The organism is Amycolatopsis xylanica (assembly GCF_900107045.1).
Taxonomy (GTDB): domain Bacteria; phylum Actinomycetota; class Actinomycetes; order Mycobacteriales; family Pseudonocardiaceae; genus Amycolatopsis; species Amycolatopsis xylanica.
In genome coordinates this window covers 1243400-1259244 of the sequence record NZ_FNON01000001.1, presented here as the reverse complement: position 1 = coordinate 1259244, position 15845 = coordinate 1243400, and the positions used below count along the sequence as shown (strand labels likewise).

Annotated in this window: 21 protein-coding genes; 7 read left to right on the top strand and 14 right to left on the bottom strand. The window is 69.1% G+C overall.

The features are described from left to right. Positions 1 to 112: 112 nt before the first annotated feature. A complete protein-coding gene (locus BLV57_RS05540) occupies positions 113 to 1192 on the top strand; it encodes a GDSL-type esterase/lipase family protein (protein ID WP_091287357.1) in 1080 nt (359 codons plus the stop codon). Between the two features lie 127 nt (positions 1193 to 1319). Here BLV57_RS05540 and BLV57_RS05535 read toward each other — a convergent pair whose 3' ends face one another. Continuing rightward, on the bottom strand, positions 1320 to 1841 hold the full coding sequence (locus BLV57_RS05535) for an LppU/SCO3897 family protein (protein ID WP_091287355.1): 522 nt from the start codon (positions 1839 to 1841) through the stop codon (positions 1320 to 1322). Positions 1842 to 1992: 151 nt separating this feature from the next. Here BLV57_RS05535 and BLV57_RS05530 point away from each other — a divergent pair, with 151 nt between their 5' ends. Beyond that, the gene (locus tag BLV57_RS05530; RefSeq protein ID WP_091287352.1) at positions 1993 to 2703 is read left to right on the top strand and encodes an SRPBCC family protein; all 711 of its coding nucleotides are present in this window, start codon (positions 1993 to 1995) and stop codon (positions 2701 to 2703) included. A gap of 12 nt (positions 2704 to 2715) precedes the next feature. Further along, a complete protein-coding gene (locus BLV57_RS05525; RefSeq protein ID WP_091287350.1) occupies positions 2716 to 3510 on the top strand; it encodes an alpha/beta fold hydrolase in 795 nt (264 codons plus the stop codon). Positions 3511 to 3579: 69 nt separating this feature from the next. Here the strand turns inward: BLV57_RS05525 and BLV57_RS05520 are convergent, their stop codons facing one another. From BLV57_RS05520 to BLV57_RS05485, 8 genes are all read right to left on the bottom strand, one after another. Next, the gene (locus tag BLV57_RS05520) at positions 3580 to 3795 is read right to left on the bottom strand and encodes a hypothetical protein (protein WP_091287347.1); all 216 of its coding nucleotides are present in this window, start codon (positions 3793 to 3795) and stop codon (positions 3580 to 3582) included. 47 nt (positions 3796 to 3842) lie between these two features. Then, a complete protein-coding gene (locus BLV57_RS05515; protein WP_091287346.1) occupies positions 3843 to 4142 on the bottom strand; it encodes a hypothetical protein in 300 nt (99 codons plus the stop codon). Then, a complete protein-coding gene (locus BLV57_RS05510; RefSeq protein ID WP_091287343.1) occupies positions 4129 to 4359 on the bottom strand; it encodes a hypothetical protein in 231 nt (76 codons plus the stop codon). The genes BLV57_RS05515 and BLV57_RS05510 overlap by 14 nt, the downstream gene beginning before the upstream one ends. Positions 4360 to 4383: 24 nt before the next feature. Further along, positions 4384 to 4836, bottom strand: coding sequence for an Lrp/AsnC family transcriptional regulator (locus tag BLV57_RS05505; RefSeq protein ID WP_091287340.1), 453 nt, complete (start codon positions 4834 to 4836; stop codon positions 4384 to 4386). Then, entirely contained in the window at positions 4833 to 5975 is a 1143-nt protein-coding gene (locus BLV57_RS05500; protein ID WP_091287337.1) for a M24 family metallopeptidase, read from the bottom strand. The genes BLV57_RS05505 and BLV57_RS05500 overlap by 4 nt, the downstream gene beginning before the upstream one ends. A gap of 42 nt (positions 5976 to 6017) precedes the next feature. Continuing rightward, complete coding sequence (locus BLV57_RS05495; RefSeq protein WP_091287334.1) at positions 6018 to 6614, bottom strand: sigma-70 family RNA polymerase sigma factor; 597 nt, start codon at positions 6612 to 6614, stop codon at positions 6018 to 6020. Between the two features lie 313 nt (positions 6615 to 6927). Next, positions 6928 to 7317, bottom strand: coding sequence for a response regulator (locus BLV57_RS05490; protein WP_091287331.1), 390 nt, complete (start codon positions 7315 to 7317; stop codon positions 6928 to 6930). A 182-nt stretch (positions 7318 to 7499) separates the two neighbouring features. After that, on the bottom strand, positions 7500 to 8471 hold the full coding sequence (locus BLV57_RS05485) for a tetratricopeptide repeat protein (protein ID WP_483860459.1): 972 nt from the start codon (positions 8469 to 8471) through the stop codon (positions 7500 to 7502). Positions 8472 to 8546: 75 nt separating this feature from the next. Between BLV57_RS05485 and BLV57_RS05480 the strand changes: the two genes are divergently transcribed. Then, entirely contained in the window at positions 8547 to 8972 is a 426-nt protein-coding gene (locus BLV57_RS05480; RefSeq protein ID WP_091287325.1) for a DUF5655 domain-containing protein, read from the top strand. A gap of 12 nt (positions 8973 to 8984) precedes the next feature. Here the strand turns inward: BLV57_RS05480 and BLV57_RS05475 are convergent, their stop codons facing one another. Both BLV57_RS05475 and BLV57_RS05470 read right to left on the bottom strand, forming a co-directional pair. Next, a complete protein-coding gene (locus BLV57_RS05475) occupies positions 8985 to 9512 on the bottom strand; it encodes an EF-hand domain-containing protein (protein ID WP_091287322.1) in 528 nt (175 codons plus the stop codon). Continuing rightward, positions 9502 to 9981 carry a DnaJ family domain-containing protein gene (locus BLV57_RS05470; protein ID WP_091287318.1) on the bottom strand — a complete coding sequence of 160 codons (480 nt, stop codon included), beginning with the start codon at positions 9979 to 9981 and terminating at the stop codon, positions 9502 to 9504. The genes BLV57_RS05475 and BLV57_RS05470 overlap by 11 nt, the downstream gene beginning before the upstream one ends. Before the next feature lie 117 nt (positions 9982 to 10098). Here BLV57_RS05470 and BLV57_RS05465 point away from each other — a divergent pair, with 117 nt between their 5' ends. Both BLV57_RS05465 and BLV57_RS05460 read left to right on the top strand, forming a co-directional pair. Further along, positions 10099 to 10299 (top strand): hypothetical protein, encoded by a 201-nt coding sequence (locus BLV57_RS05465; RefSeq protein ID WP_091287316.1) that lies wholly within the window; start codon positions 10099 to 10101, stop codon positions 10297 to 10299. Positions 10300 to 10433: 134 nt separating this feature from the next. Further along, the gene (locus BLV57_RS05460) at positions 10434 to 11531 is read left to right on the top strand and encodes a response regulator (protein ID WP_176968498.1); all 1098 of its coding nucleotides are present in this window, start codon (positions 10434 to 10436) and stop codon (positions 11529 to 11531) included. Here the strand turns inward: BLV57_RS05460 and ligD are convergent, their stop codons facing one another. Then, complete coding sequence (ligD, locus tag BLV57_RS05455; RefSeq protein WP_091287310.1) at positions 11532 to 12473, bottom strand: non-homologous end-joining DNA ligase; 942 nt, start codon at positions 12471 to 12473, stop codon at positions 11532 to 11534. Positions 12474 to 12635: 162 nt separating this feature from the next. On the opposite strand from ligD, the gene BLV57_RS05450 reads away from it, so the two are divergent. Continuing rightward, positions 12636 to 13397 (top strand): spherulation-specific family 4 protein, encoded by a 762-nt coding sequence (locus tag BLV57_RS05450; protein WP_176968497.1) that lies wholly within the window; start codon positions 12636 to 12638, stop codon positions 13395 to 13397. Here the strand turns inward: BLV57_RS05450 and BLV57_RS05445 are convergent. Then, positions 13377 to 14558 (bottom strand): cysteine desulfurase-like protein, encoded by a 1182-nt coding sequence (locus tag BLV57_RS05445; protein WP_091287303.1) that lies wholly within the window; start codon positions 14556 to 14558, stop codon positions 13377 to 13379. The two genes, BLV57_RS05450 and BLV57_RS05445, sit on opposite strands and share 21 nt — an antisense overlap. Before the next feature lie 4 nt (positions 14559 to 14562). After that, positions 14563 to 15765, bottom strand: coding sequence for a sulfite oxidase (locus BLV57_RS05440; RefSeq protein WP_245757162.1), 1203 nt, complete (start codon positions 15763 to 15765; stop codon positions 14563 to 14565). Between the last annotated feature and the right edge of the window lie 80 nt (positions 15766 to 15845).

The window sequence follows — 15845 nt, the reverse complement described above, 5'->3', positions numbered from 1 at the left end:
TCACCCTCCCGGCCTCTCTTCCAGTGAAGAGCGCCCCGGCGCCGGAAGAAATACAGATCACCCGAGATGCAACCCGGTTGGTACAAACGGCGCACCGGTACCCTGGGCGGCGATGCGAAAGCTGAAGTGGCAATGGGGGGTCGCCGCCCTCCTGTTCGTGGGCGCACTCGTGGCGGTGTTCGTGCTGGCGGGGCCCGAGAGCCAGGTAGGCAGGCCGAATCCGAGACAGGGACCGCCCGGCACCGGGCCGCTCACCCTGGTCGCGATGGGTGACAGCACCGTCTCCGGCGAAGGCGCCGGCGCGTACACCGCGGAGACCAACGGCACGAACGGCAACTGGTGTCACCGTTCGCCCAACGCGTTCGTCAACCTCACCAAGCTCACCGGCATCGACGCGCGGATCAACCTCGCCTGCTCCGGCGCGCCCGCCGCGCAGGTGGGGCTCGGCGACGTGAAGCAGTGGACCGAGCCGTCGCAGTCCGCGCAGCTGGCCGCGCTGCTCAAGGATCACCGCGTCACCGCCGTCGTGGTCGCGGTCGGCGCCAACGACGACCCGCATTTCTCCGCGCTGGTGAACGGCTGCTTCAAGGCCTGGTTCTCCGCGAGCGGACCGCCCTGCAGCGAGGCGATCCGCAGGTCCTGGCAGTCCACAGTGGACGCGATGGTGCCCAAGGTGGTCAACGCGCTCGGCGACATCAAGAAGGTGCTCGCGGACGCGGGCTACGTGCCGTCGGACTATCAGCTGGTGCTGCAGTCGTACGCGGCGCCGATCGGCCCCGGCATCCCGGAGAACCTGCGCACGCTCAACGGCTGCCCGTTCCGCGTCGAGGACCTCGCCTGGGTCAGCCAGGACGCGGTCAAGTCACTGGCGACCGGGCTGAAACTGGCCGCGAAACAGGCGGGTGCCCGGTTCCTGGACCTGTCGCGCTCCGGCGGCGGGCACGAGGCGTGCAGTGGCGGCGCCGACATGGGCCGCGAGTGGTTCACCCGGCTGACGTTGCAGCTGCAGGACCTCAAGGACCTCGAACGCGCCCCGCACGCGGTGCAGGAGTCGTTCCACCCCAACGCGGCCGGGCACGTCCAGATGGCGCGCTGCCTGAGCGAGTTCCTCGGCACGCCGGACGGCAACGCCGCGTGCCTCACCGGCGCCGACGGCAACCTCCACCCGGCGCCCGAAGTCACCGCGAACTGAGTCGTGAGTGTTCCGGCCGAGGTGACAAGGGCGCCCCTTGTCACCTCTAGCGTTACAAAGGCCGCCCTTGTTTCCACCTCGGAACCGGCACACCGGACATCGACGGACATAAGGCCATCGTGGCGACCTAGTTCTTCTTGAGGCAGTAGGTCTTGAAGGGTGGGCGGGAGGATTCGGCGGTGTGCGTCGTGGCCTTGCTCAGCTCGCACGCCTTGCCGCGGGTGACCCCGCTGACCACGTCGAGCACCTCGAGCGTGTCAGCGCCGCACGGGACCGGAGTGAGGTCGATGCGCACCCCGGTGTCCTTGACGCACTGGCCGATGGTCGCGAGCGCGGAGGCCGAGGCCGACGTGCTCGTGGCCGCCGGCGGCACAGGCCCGCCCGGCGTGCTGTTGTTGATCGCCGAGATCACGATCGCGAAGGCCATCAGCGCCGTCAGCACGCCCGCGCCTATCAGCAGCGGCCGCTTGGCGCGGCTCTTCGCCACGCGGACGCGCAGGTAGAGGCCTTCCGCCAGCTGGAACGTCGTGTCGTCCTTGATCCGCGCCGGTATCTCGAACGTGAACTCGTGCTCGTCGGTCAGTACCGTCCGCGTGACGCCCGCGCGGGCCTCCGCGCGGGTCAGGTGCACCTCGATCGTCGAACTCATGATCTCCCCTCTCGAAGGGCCGAGTCTGGGACCGCGGGCCGATCACCGGGACGGTAAAAACCCCGACTCGCCGACAACATCCACGGGCTTGACAAATAAAGTTGTCGGTAGCAGAGTAGGCGCCGCACCGAGCACCGAAGGAGTTCCCCCGATGGGTCACCAGTTCGAGACGACCGACGAGTTCAGCGTGAACGCCACACCTGAGCAGGTATGGGAGGCCATCGCGACCGGCCCCGGCATCGACTCGTGGTTCATGGGCCGCACCGAGGTCTCCGGCGGCGCCGTGCGCACGGCCTTCGGCCAGTACAACCCCGAAATGACGGTCACGGCCGCCGAACCGGGCAGGCGGTTCGCCTACGAGTCGCCGGAGGCCGAAGACGGCCGGTTCATCGCGTACGAGTTCCTCATCGAGGGCCGCGCGGGCGGCAGCACCGTGCTCCGCGCGGTCACCAGCGGCTTCCTGCCCGGAGACGACTGGGCCGACGAGTTCGAGGCGATGACCCTCGGCGGCGCGTTGTTCCGCGCCACGCTCGAGACCTATCTCAACCACTTCGCAGGCCGCACCGCGCGCCCGCTCACCGCGTTCGGCCCGCCGGTGTCCGACTGGGACCACGCGTGGGCCGTGCTGCACCGCGAGCTCGGCCTCACCGCGCCGATCCACGCCGGTGACCGCGCCGTCGTCGACGGCGTCGAAGGCACCGTCTACTTCGTCAACGCGCACACCCTCGGCATCCGCACCGAAGGCGCGCTTTACCGCTACCTGCGTGGTTTCCACGGCGCGATGGTCGCGGGCCACCACTTCTTCGACGGGGAGCCGGACCAGCACGCCTGGGACGCCCAGCTCACCCGCCTCTACGCCTAGAAAGGACCGGTCATGCCCACCACGACCTCCGCCGACGGAACCACGATCGCCTACAGCAAGGTCGGCTCCGGCCGCCCGGTCATCCTCGTCGACGGCGCACTGTGCTTCCGCGGCATGGGCCCGCTCGACGCGCTCGCCGCCGAACTGGCGCCCGACTACACCGTCTTCACCTACGACCGCCGCGGCCGCGGCGAGAGCGGGGACACCGCGCCGTTCTCGGTCGAGCGCGAGGTCGAGGACCTCGACGCGCTGATCAAGGAAGCGGGCGGCTCGGCCAAGGTCTTCGGCTGCTCGTCCGGCGCGGTCCTCGCGCTCGAAGCGGCCACCCGCGGCCTCGCGATCGAGAAGCTCGCGCTGTACGAGCCACCGTTCATCGTCGACGACAGCCGCGAGATCCCGACCGGCTACATGGACCGCATCCGCGAGCACATCGCCGCCGATCGGCGCCCGGAAGCGTTGCGGGAGTTCATGGTCACCGGGGTCGGGATGCCCGCGTTCATGATGGTGATCATGCGGCTGATGCCCGCCTGGAAGAAGATCAAAGGCGTCGCGCACACCCTGCCGTACGACATGGCCGTGGTCGGCACGACGCAGGAGGGCAAGCCGCTGCCCGCCGACCGCTGGACCAACATCACCATGCCCACGCTGATCGCGGACGGCGCCAAGAGCTCGGCGTGGATGCGCAACGGCGTACGGAACCTGACCGAGCTGCTCCCCCAGGCCGAGTACCAGAACCTGGCCGGGCAGAACCACATGGTCAAGCCGAAGGTCCACGCCCCGGTGCTCAAGGACTTCTTCGGCCACTAGGACCCCGCGGTCCGGGATAAAGCGGGCTTTATCCCGGACCGGAGTAAAGCCCGCTTTATCCCGGATCTATCAGTCTTCGCGGACGACGTAGCTGTTGAGGAAATGGCACTGGCGGCAGGCGAACGCGGCGATCGGGTGCCTGGTCTTGCCCATCAGCTTCGCGCCGCCGAGGATGCCGCGCTTGAGCGGGCCGGCGATCCAGCGTGAGTAGCCGCCGGAGCCTTCGCCGGAGTCCATGACGAAACCCTGGTCCAGCGCGGTGGAACCGCAGGCAGCACATTTCATGGCCGGGAACCTAGCAACAGTCCCGGCCCGGCGACGCGGTTTCGCGGCTAAAGGTCGAGTGCGGCTCGCAACGCGATGTCGATGCGCTCCTGCACCTCATGGTCGATCTCGGCGACCCGTTCGTTGAACCACGGCCGGTAGAGGCGCGTCAGGTTCAGGGTGGACACCCAGTACCTGGCGTCGACGGCGACGCCGAGGATGTCCTGCGGATCCCGGTCCAGCAGCTCGGTGCCCAGCAGCCACGGGCGCTCCGAGTCGTTCACCCCGTCCGAGGACAACAGCACCACGGTGCGCTGACGCGCCGGGTCGGTCGGGGGGTGGTACGTCCAGACTTCACCCCTCCGCACGCAGGTCCTCTTCCGCCGCCGCCAAATCGGCCTCGTCGCCCAGCGCGGCGTGCTCGGCGTGCTGGGCCTTCTGCGGGACGTAGCCGGTGCGGACGGCTTCGCGCCTCGCGGCCTTCGAGAGCCAGGACGACACGGAGATCCCGTGTGCCTTGGCCGCGCGCTCGGCGAACTCGAGCGCGCCACTGTCCAGTGAAAGTGTCACCTTACGTGTCGCCATACCTTTTACCGTACCAGCCACCGGTCACAACGTCGGTGAACGTCCTTCGAACGGCGTAGAGAGCACGACCGTGGTCCGCGTCGACACCTTCGCCGACTCGCGGATCCGCCGCAGCAGGTCCTCCAGCGCCAGCGGCGACGCGACGCGCACCAGCAGGATGTAGGACTCGTCGCCCGCGACCGAGTAGCACGACTCGATCTCGGTGATGTGCTCGACGCGCTGCGGGTAGTCGTCGGGCGCTCCGGGGTCGTTCGGCGTCAGCGAGATCAGCGCCGTGAGCGGCAGGCCGATCTGCTCGCCGTCGAGGCGCGCGGCGTACCCGCGGATCACGCCGCGCTGTTCGAGGCGGCGGACCCGCTGGTGCACGGCCGAAACCGACAGGCCGACGCGCTCGGCGAGGTCGGTGAAGCTGCACCGGCCGTCGGCGGCGAGCTCACGCGCGATGGCCTGGTCGAGTGGTTCCAGCGGGCTGGTCACGAGCCCAGCACGACGAGCTCGTGGGGACGGTTGTTGAACGACTCGACGCCGGTCTCGGTGACCACGACGATGTCCTCGATCCGCGCGCCCCAGCGGCCGGGCTGGTAGATGCCCGGCTCGACGCTGAACGCCATGCCCGGCTCCAGCGGCAGGTCGTTGCCCGCGATGATGTACGGCTCCTCGTGCACGTCCAGGCCGATGCCGTGGCCGGTGCGGTGGATGAAGTACTCGCCGAACCCGGCTTCCGCGATGACGTCGCGGGCGGCGGCGTCGATCTGCTCGGCGGTGGCGCCGGGCCGGACCGCGGCGACCGCGGCGGCCTGCGCGCGCTGCAGGATCGCGTACGTCTCGGCGACGTCCGCGTCACGCGGCTCGCCGACGGCGTAGGTGCGGGTGGAGTCGGAGTTGTAGCCCTCGGCGATCGGGCCGCCGATGTCGACGACGACCACGTCGCCATGCTCGATCACCCGGTCCGAGACACTGTGGTGCGGGCTCGCGCCGTTCGGGCCGGAGCCGACGATCACGAACTCGGCCTCGGTGTGGCCCTCTTCGACGATGGCGGCGGCGATGTCCGCGCCGACCTCGGCCTCGGTGCGACCGGCACGCAGCCACTCGCCGACGCGGGCGTGCACGCGGTCGATGGCCGCGCCCGCCGTGCGCAGCGCTGCGATCTCGGCGGCATCCTTGCGCATGCGCAGCTCGCGGACGACCGGACCGGCCAGCACCTGCTCGGCGTCACCGAGCGCGTCGCGCAGCGCGAGCACGTGCAGCGCGGGGGTGAAGTCGCTGACCGCGACGCGCGCCGGCTTGCCGAGCCTGCCGGCGACCAGCTTGTACGGGTCGTCACCGTCGACCCAGGTGAGGATGTCGATGCCGAGCTCGTCGGTCGGGGTGTCCGCGTAGCCGGGTGCTTCCAGCTTCGGCACGACCAGCGCGGGCGCGCCGTCGGCCGGGACGACGAGAGTGGTCAGCCGTTCGAAGGAACCGCCGCCGGCGCCGATGAGGTAGCGCAGGTCGGAACCGGGCGTGATGAGCAGCGCGTCGGTGCCGGACTTCGCTGCGGCGGCGCGTGCTCGGTCGAGCCTGGCGCGCAGGCCGGCGACGTCAGGGGCGGGCGTATTCGGCGAACGGCGAGACATGATGCTGAGCCTAGCCGGATCCGCCGATCCGGATCAGCCGGGTTAACTCGCGATCCGCATGCCAGGCAAGTCGATGAACGCTTGGTCGCCGAGCGCCTCACGCAGCGCGCGCAACGCCGAGTGGGCGCGGGATTTCACGGTTCCGATGGGGATGCCGAGCCGTTCGGCGACGTCGGTGTGGCTGCGGTCGTGCAGGTACATGTGGATCAGGATCTCGCGGCGCATCGGCGTCAGCTTGGCCATCGCGTCGCGCAGCGCCAGTGAGGTGACGACGCGGTCCATCTCGCAGTGCGGCGCCGGAACCTGCGGCAGCGCCCCGTCGCCGGTCTCCTGCGGACGGCGGCCGCGCTTGCGGAGCCGGTCGATGGACACGTTGCGCGCCACGATGATCAGCCATGATCTGCAGGCGGCGAGGCTGTCCGCGGCGAGCTGCGGCGTGCGCCAGGCACGCAGGAACGTCTCCTGGATGATGTCCTCGGCGAGCTGGCTATCGCCGAAGGTCAGCCCGAGCAGGTAGCGCAGCAGCGCGCGGCCGTGCAGCCGGTAGAGCTCTTCGAGCTGGCCGTCGCTCAAGGTCTCACGATCGGAAAAGACCACGCTGAGTTGCGGATGCGATGTGGTCTGCCGCGTCACGGTCATTGCTCTCGCCTCCTGGCGTCGCTGGTCTATCCCAATGTGCTCTAAGTCACAGGCGGATACATCAGACGACCGACCGAACTGACATAGGAGGTTGAGGCGAGACGGAGCGCGACGAGTGTCGCCGCGCATCTACGTCATCCGACTTAGGATCCGGCATCCACATGGGCGAATTCGATGACCATTTGGTTCCAAATCACTTGACGGCCAGCTCCGCGACAGAGTCAGCGACACTGCCGATCACCGTGCGATTCATCGGATCACCAGCCGGATTGGATCAATCTAACCCAATCGGCGGACTGTCACCAGACCATGATCACGCCACGTGCTCAGCCGCCTGTTCCAGCGCGGGCAGCAGCAGGTCGGAGACGCTCCCCTTGTCCAGGAACCGGAACGCGCCCGCCTCCAGCGCGCCCGCGCGCACCCGGCCTTCGAAGCCGATCGCGACCACCGGGATGCGCAGCTCCCCGGTGAGCGCACGGACGAGTTCGAGCCGCTCCCCCTTGTCGAGCTGGGAGACGTCGACGAGCGCGACGGTCGGCCCGCACTCGCGGGCGAGCGTCAGCGCCGCGGTGGAGCTGCCCGCCTCGGCCACGACGTCGAAGCCGGGATGCGCGCGCAGGAACGCACGCAGCGCCGCCCGGACCCGGGGGTCCTGGTCGGCAATGAGCACCCGGGCTGGCCCGGCGCCGTCGTCACGGACCATCCATTGGCTCCTGAAGACAGGGATGCATACCTCCTATCGAGTGAACCGCGCCGAGTGATCACAAACTAGGGCCCGATGACCCGCTTCATCCGCGACACATGACGTAGACCGCCCATTGGGGTCGTGAGTGGTACGACCGGTTCTAACCGGTCTAAACACTCACGACCCCAATGCCCGGGTGGTCAGGAGATCGGGGTCTTGATGAAGATGTTGATCCGGCGGGCGAGGTCGGCGGCGTCCGCGTCGCCGCGCTGCTTGGCCAGCTCGGCGCAGAGCGGGCGGATGCGGGCCTTGGTGCGGACCGACTTCACCTTCGTGGCCGTGCGCAGTGCCTCCTCGCCGATCGAGACGCCTTGTTCGCGGTCGCCGCTGACGATGTGGTCGAACGCGAGCATCATCAGCGTGAACGCCCGGCTGCGCGACATCTCCTCGCTGTAGAGGACGGACGCGCGCGACAGCGCCGGGATGGCCTTGCGGGCCGCGCCCGCCTTACTCTCGCCGGCGAGAGCCAGTTCGGTGTACACCGTCCCGGTCATGGCGTCGAAGTCGATCATGTTGAAGAAGGCCGACCATGGCGCGCGGTCGTCCGTGCCGGCCTTGTCGAACTCCGTCTCCGCCTTGCCGAGCAGTTTCGACGCCTCGTGCTGGTTCGCGCGTTTGGCCCACGCCCACGCCTTGTTGGCGTGCAGGATCGCCAGCGCCCGGAAGGAACTCGCGCGCTGGGCGGCGGCCTCGCCGTACGCGAACTGGACCAGCGCCTCGGTGGGCTGGTCGTGGTGGAGCGCGATGCGGCCGAGACGGTAACGGACGTTGGCGACCAAGCCGTCGTGCCCGCTGTTCTCGGCCAGCCGGAGCGCGCGGCGGAAATGGTGCTGCGCGGCGGAAACCAGGCCAAGGTCGAAACTGGCCCAGCCCGCCACGTTGTGCAGGTCGGCCAGCGCGACGCGGAGTCGCTTGCGCACTTCGTCGGTGCGGGCGCCCGTCAGCAGCTCCTCTTCCCGCGCCAGCTCGGCGAGCACCCGTTCCCGGCTGGCGCCGCCGCCTTTGCGATAGTCGAGCGCGCGGTGAACCCGCGTCGCGGTTTCCAGACGTTCCACATCCGCTAACCCAACCCTGCCTTGCGGCTGATATCGCCCGCTGGTTTCATCGTCCATGAACACCCGGCCTCCTCAGGACGTTCCACCAGGATTTCCCTGTTCGGAGACGGTGTAAACACGTACGGTCATCGGATGAGCGCCGCGGCGGCCCGACGCTGGACCTGTCCGGCCTGCGACCGGGAGTTCAGCCGTGCCAACCAATCGCACGTCTGCGTGCCCGGCTGCACGGTCGACGAGTCGTTCGCGGGCCGCGCGCCGGTGCAACGGGCGATCTACGAAGCACTGATCGAGCATGTGCGGTCGCTCGGACCGGTGCATGTCGACGCGGTGCGTATCGGTGTCTTCCTCAAGAATCACACCAAATTCGCCGAATTCCGGCCGAAAGCGCGGTGTCTTTCACTCGAATTGGTACTTCCGCGCCGAGTGAACGAACCACGGGTTTTCCGGCAGGCGGAGATTTCCGAAGGCAGGGTCGTGCACACGATCAAGCTGACCTCGATCACCGACGTCGACCCGCAATTGCGGGCCTGGCTGACCGAGGCTTACGAGGCGGGTTGAGGTGCCCGTGTCCTAGAAGCGGCCGAAGACCCAGGTGCCGGGGGCGTCCGGGTTGTCCCCCGCCCAGAACTCGGTCCAGTGCTCGACGAATTCCTTGCGCGAGAGGTGGCCGTCACCGTCGAGGTCGAGCAACCCGAACGTCTCGTCCGTGTCGGTGGCCGTGCCGTTCCACGCCTCGATGAGCTGGCGGTACTCGGCGCGGGAGATCTCACCGTCGCCGTTCTCGTCGATCGCGTCGAACATGGTCTCCGCGGTGGCGGTGACCGCGTCGAGCATCCCGCCCAGCTGGTCGACGACCATCAGCACGTCGTCGAGGCTGACCTTGTCGGCGCGCTCGGACGCGGCCAGCAGCGTCGACCACCAGCCCATCATGATCGCGCGCAGGCGGACACCCTCCGCGGAGCCCGCGGTGACGCCGCGCAGCGCGACCCAGCGTCCGGTCAGCGCCTCGAAGTCGGTCTCGTCGAGGTACGCGTCACCGTCGTCGTCCATCGCGGTGAACACTGTGGCGATCTTCCGGCGCTGGAACTCACTGGCCACGGTCTCTCCCCTGCCACCATCGACGCCGGCGCGGCGCCTCCTGCCGGGGAGTCGCGGCGGGTGTGGCCGGGGTTACGGATCGCCACTGATCGGTGACCGCATCGACATCGACCGGCGCGAGTGGCACGTGTGGCGGGGTCGGCGTCCGCATCCACTCGGCGATCCGCCGGTTGAGCTGTTTGACGTGCGCACGGACCTCCTCCTCGCGGCCGAACCCGCGCACGGTCTCGGGCAGGCGGTCGATCTCCTTGCGCAGCTGGAGCGACTCGGGCAGCAAGGCCTCGGCGGTGAGGCCCTCACGGCGGAGGTAGCCCTTGAGCCACCATTGGTCGTCGTGCGGCTTGTCCAGGCCCGGCAACGGCTTGCCTGCGCCGGGCAGGTCGTCGAACTCGCCGCGTTCGATGGCCTCGCGGATCTGCTTGTCGATGAACGACTCGAAGCTCATCCCCGATGGCTTGCGCTCGGTCATCTCTCCAGTTTAGGGATTTCCGGCGCCGGTCATCTTGTTTGCAGTTCCTTGCGACCCGCTCCGGCCAGGGCGAGTGTTGCCTCAGCGCGGAAACCGCGCTGTCGAAAGGAGGTCTTGATGTGGCAACCCCGGAAGCCACCCGGCTCAGCTCGAGACGCGGGCAAACCCACGGGCTGGAAGAAGGCGCGTACCGCGCTGTTCGTGCTCCAGGCCGTCGTGGCGGCGCTGAAAGGCGATGAGGCCCTTGCCTTGGTGACAAGGGCGCTCATCTGGGTCGGTGACCTGATCGTCGAAGCAGGCAAGCACACGCGATCATGACACCCGGTCCGGCCGTCCAGGACGGCCGGACCACCACCACTTCAGGGAACAGCATCGACCGGCGTCAGCCAAGAGCAAGCGACACGAAACCCGTTTCGTGTCATCTTTCGCGGGATTGGGGGGATGATCGCCCGGTGGAGGAGGAACCGACCTGCCCGGTGTGCGGCGGCCCGCTTCCGGCGATGCCCGAGACGGGTCGTCCGCGCAAGTTCTGCTCGGACAGGTGCCGGACGCGGGCGCACCGGTCGCGCGAGCGGAGCCAGGTGCACCACTGCCAGTTCGAGGTCTTCGGGCGCGCCTGCGATCGGGCGGTCGAGTTCGTCGTGACCGCAGACGGTCAGGAGCTCAAGGTCTGTGCTGTCTGCCGTGAGCTGGCTTGGACTTTTCTCAACCAGCAACGCGCGTCCGTGACGACGGTGGCGATGCGGCGGATCGGCGACGCACCCGACCCGCCACCGTCCAGTGTCCGCCGGGGCCGCGCCCTCTACATCGAGGACGACGACCGGGTGCGCGGCGCGCTCATCCCCGCGTTGGAGCGGCGGGGATACCTGGTCAAGGGCGTGGCCAGCGGGCGTGAAGGCATGAGCCACCTCGAAACCGCCGGGCGGGACTTCGACGTCATCCTGCTCGACCTCGGGCTGCCGGACATGGACGGCATGCAGCTGCTGCGGCGGCTGCGCCTCATCAGTGACATCCCGGTGATCATCCTTTCGGCGCGCGGCGAACAACGAGACCAGCTGCTCGGTCTGACGAGCGGCGCCGACGACTACCTCGTCAAGCCGTTCAGCATCGACGAACTCGTCGTCCGGATGCGCACCGTCCTGCGGCGGACAAGCCGTGGCCAGGATCCCCAGGTCTTCGACGACGGCCTGCTGTACGTCGACTCCGCGCTCAAGATCGCGCAGGTGGCGAGCGTGACGCTGAAGCTGACCGAGTCCGAGTTCCAGCTCCTCGACCTGCTGGTGCGCCCGGCAGGCGCGACCAAGTCGGTCACCGCGATCGTCTCGGCCGTCTGGCCTGGCGAGAGCCCCGGCAATCGCGCGGGCCGGGTCGCCGTCCTTGTCGCGCGGCTGCGGCAGAAGCTCGCCATGACCGACCTCGGCCCCGACGCGATCGTGTCGGCGCGGGGCGTGGGCTACTTCTATCGGCCGTCCGACGGGACCGCCCAGCCGGACACCACCGGGCGGGTCGGCTACAGCCACGCCGAGCGGATCCTCAACCAGGACCCGTAGTCAGTCCTCTTCGGCTTCGAGCCCGTCCCGGTCCGCCCACTCGAGGAGGGTGTCCAGCGAGAACACGGCCTCGTCGATGCCCGCGTGCAGATCGCCGAGCTTCGCGAACCGCGCGGGAACGGTCGCGATCGTGCAGTCGCCCGGCTCGACGTCGTCGACCTCGTCCCACGCGATCGGCGTCGAGACCAGCGCCTCCGGGACGCCGCGGACCGAGTACGCGCTCGCGATCGTGTGATCGCGGGCGTTCTGGTTGTAGTCGACGAAGACCTTCGACGGGTCGCGGTCCTTGCGCCACCACGCGGTGGTGACGTCGCCGGGCGCGCGGAGCTCGACCTCCTTGGCGAACGCGAGCGCGGCGCGGCGGACGTCGCTGAAACCCCAGCGGGGTTCGATGCGGACGTAGATGTGCAGACCACTGCCGCCGGAGGTCTTGGGCCAGCCGACGGCGCCGAGCTCGTCGAGGATCTCGTGCGCGACATGGGCGACCCGTCGTACGGCGGCGAAGTCGCAGTCCGGCATCGGGTCGAGGTCGATGCGCCACTCATCGGGGCGCTCGGTGTCGGCGCGGCGCGAGTTCCACGGGTGAAATTCCACTGTGGACATCTGCACCGCCCAGATGACGCTGGCCAGCTCGGTCACGCACAGTTCGTAGGCATGGCGTTTGTAGCGGGGGAAGTCGACGCGGACGGTCTCCAGCCACGGCGGCGCGCCGTTCGGGACGCGTTTCTGGTGGACCTTCTCCCCCGCCACCCCGGACGGGAAGCGGTGCAGCATGCAGGGCCGCTCGGCCAGCGCGCGCACGATGCCGTCGCCGACCGAGAGGTAGTACTGGGCGAGGTCCAGCTTGGTCTCCCCGCGCGCCGGGAAGTAGACCCGGTCCGGGTTGGAGATCCGCACCGTCCGATGCCCGACCTCGAGCTCCACCGCGGAATCCTTGGCCATGGGCTCAACCTACCGCGCCAGGCGCTGACCTGCATCGATCACAACGGGCGGCCGTGGTGCGAAACAAGCCATCCGTGGGACATTTTCGGAAAGGACGTAACGGACACGCGCCGAGCCGCGACCAGCCCGTAAAGCGAACATCCCATGGGCGGGAGAAAACCGGTGAAACTCCGAAGACAGCTGGCCGCGATGGCCGTATCGCTGCTCACCACCGCCGTCGCGGCGCCGGGGATCGCCGCGGCGTGCGACGAGCGGCCCGGCACGATCGTCCCGCTCTACAGTTATCCAGCCTCGGGCACCTGGTCCACGCTGATCGAGGCCAAGAAGCGCTTCCCGAGTGTCCCGGTCATCGCGATCGTCAACCCGGCGAGCGGGCCCGGCGCCGCAGCCGATCCGGAGTATCTGACCGGCATCAGCAGGCTTCGCGAGGCGGGTGTCATCCCGATCGGGTACGTCACCACGTCCTACGCCACCCGCACGCCTGAGGCGGTGCGTGCGGAAATCGATCTTTACAAGCTGTGGTACCCGAAACTCCAGGGCATGTTCCTCGACGAGATGTCCAATGTGGAGGGTCTGGAGGGCTACTACCGCGACCTGTCGCAGTACTCGAAGAAGCTCGGATTCAAGCGGACGGTCGCCAATCCGGGGACGGCGACGCTGCGCAGTTTCGTCGGCACGGTGGACACGCTGATCGTCTACGAGAACTCGGGACTACCCGAGTCATGCTCGGCGGCAAGCTGGCAACGCAGGCACGACAAGGACAACTTCGCCGTGCTGGGCTACAACATCGGCAGCCTGAAGGAGTCCACAGTGGACTCGTGCACGTCGAAAGTCGGCTGGGTCTACTTCACGCACGGCGGCATGCCCAATCCTTGGGATGGGCTGCCGCCGTACCTGAACAAGCTACTTTGCTATCTCAAGTAGCCCGGCGAGCAGTCTGTCCACATCGGATTCGTCCGTGTACGGCGCGATTCCCGCACGCACCGCGCCGTCGTCGAGCCCGAGCCTGCGAGCGGGCTCGTAGGCGTAGAAGGTGCCCGCGGGCGCGTTGACGCCGCGGGTGGCGAGGTGCTCGTAGACGGCCTTGGGCTTGACGCCGTCGAGGGTGAACAAGGCCGTCGGCGTGCGACGCTTGGGCGAGCCGAATCGGCGGGCGCCGAGCTCGTCGAGGCCGGTTTCGAGGCGGTTGAGCAGCGCTGATTCGTACTCCTCCAGCGCGCGCATCGACGTCGCCAGCCGCTCGCGGCGGGTGCCGGTGCCCGGGACGAGCCCGGCGAGGAAGTCGATGGCCGCGGTCGTGCCCGCGAGCAGTTCGTACGGCAGCGTGCCGAGTTCGAAGCGCTCCGGCACCACGTTCACCGACGGGGCCAGCTTGTCGGGGTGGACGGTCTCGAGCAGCGCCGGGCTCGCGGCGACCAGGCCGAGGTGCGGGCCGAGGAACTTGTACGGCGAGCAGGCGTAGAAGTCGGCGCCGAGCTCCTCCAGGTCGACCGGGCTGTGCGGGGTCAGGTGCACGCCGTCGACGTAGAGCAGCGCGCCCGCCGCATGCGTCTCGGCGGCGATCGCCGAGATGTCCGGCCGGGTGCCGAGCAGGTTGGACGCGCCGGTCACGGCGACCAGCCTGGTCCGGTCGCTGAGCGGCGGCTCGCCGAGTTCGCCGGTTTCGGTGTCGAACTCCGTCCAGCGCACGGTGACCCCGCGTGCCTCAGCGGCCTGGACCCACGGGCGGATGTTGGCGTCGTGATCGAGCCTGCTGACGACGATCTCGTCGCCCTCGCGCCAGTCCTTGGCCAGCGCCCGCGACAGGTCGTAGGTCACCTGCGTCATGCTGCGGCCGAACACGACGCCCTCGGGCGCGGCGCCGAGCAGGTCGGCGACCGCCTGCCTGGCCTCGGCGACGATCGTGTCGGCCCGGCGCTCGGCGGCCGTCACCCGGCCGCGGTTGGAGACGCCCGAGGTCAGCGCCTCGGCGATCGCGGCGGCGACCGCTGTCGGTGTCTGGGTGCCGCCGGGACCGTCGAAGAAGGCCGTTCCGTCAGCCAGCGCGGGGAAATGCTTGCGTACCGAGGTCACGTCATAGGCCACGGCTTCAAACTACCCGGACCGGATGCCGGACGACGGCGCCGAAGAGATAGCCCTGGGTGTTGAACGGCGCGACGTCCGGCTGGGTCGCGCCGGTGATGTCGGTGGCGCGGGCGCGCAGGACGTGTGTGCCGGTCGCGGACGGCCGCCAGCGCAGCTCCCAGCACTGCCAGGCCCGCTCGTGCACCGGCCCGACCGGGTTCGCGCAGCGCCAGGTCGCGCCGTCGTCGGTGCTGACCTCGATCCGCTTGATCCGGCCGTGCGGCGACCACGACCGTCCCCGCAGGACGTGCGTGCGCCCGGCCGCGAACTCGGCGTCGCGCCGCAGTTCGAAGGCGCTTTTCGCGACCTGCTCGGTCATGAGCTCGCCCTCGGCGGGGTACCCCGGGCCGGTGAGCCGGTAGAACTGCGTGTTCCACGGCGAGAAGAGCGGCTCGTCCGCCACCTCGATCTGCCCGACCCACTTGATCGACGCGATCCCGATCCACGACGGCACGACCAGCCGCACCGGGAACCCGTGATCGGGCGGCAGCGGCTCGCCGTTCATCTCATAGGCGAGCAGAACGTCTTGCAGCGCCTTCGAAACCGGCAGCGGCCGCCGCACCCGCCCGAGGTTCTGATACTCCGGGTCGAGCCCCTGCGGCAGCACGTCGACGGCATGCCTCGTGAGTCCCGCGCGCTTCAGAACGGTCGCCAGGCGCACGCCACGCCACCGCGCGACCCCGATTCCGCCGAGCTTCCACGGCGTCCCCGAGACGGTCTGGCCCTGCTGGCTGGTGAAGAAGCTGCGCCCGTTCCCGGCGCATTCGATGGCCGCGGTGATCGTCTCCGACGGCAGCGCCCGCAGGTCGCGGTAGCTGAACTCGATCGCGTTGGCGAGCGTCGGCGCGCCCCGCAGCCCGGTCCCGAACAGCTTCAGCCGCCAGGTGTCGGCGTCGATCAGCGGCGTCGAGGTGTGATCGCGCACGAAGAATCGCTCGATCGGCGTGAGGTAGCTGCCCGCGAACGCCTCCCACCTGGTCTCGGCGTTGGTGCCGTAGACCTCGAAGAACTCGGGCGGCAGCGGCTTCACGATCGGCGCCTCGGCGAGCGCGCTCCCCGTGGTCCCCGGCAGCGCGGCGGTCGCGGCCACGCCCGCGGAAAGGCGGAACAGGGTGCGCCGGGAGAACCACTGGGCCGCGCGCACCTTGTCATAGGTCAGCTCGTTCATTTCGCTCATTGTGTGGACGCGGCGTGGCGCGTCCACCGCTTCCACCTGTCGGACACTATCGCGGGGTCGTGAGTGTTCCG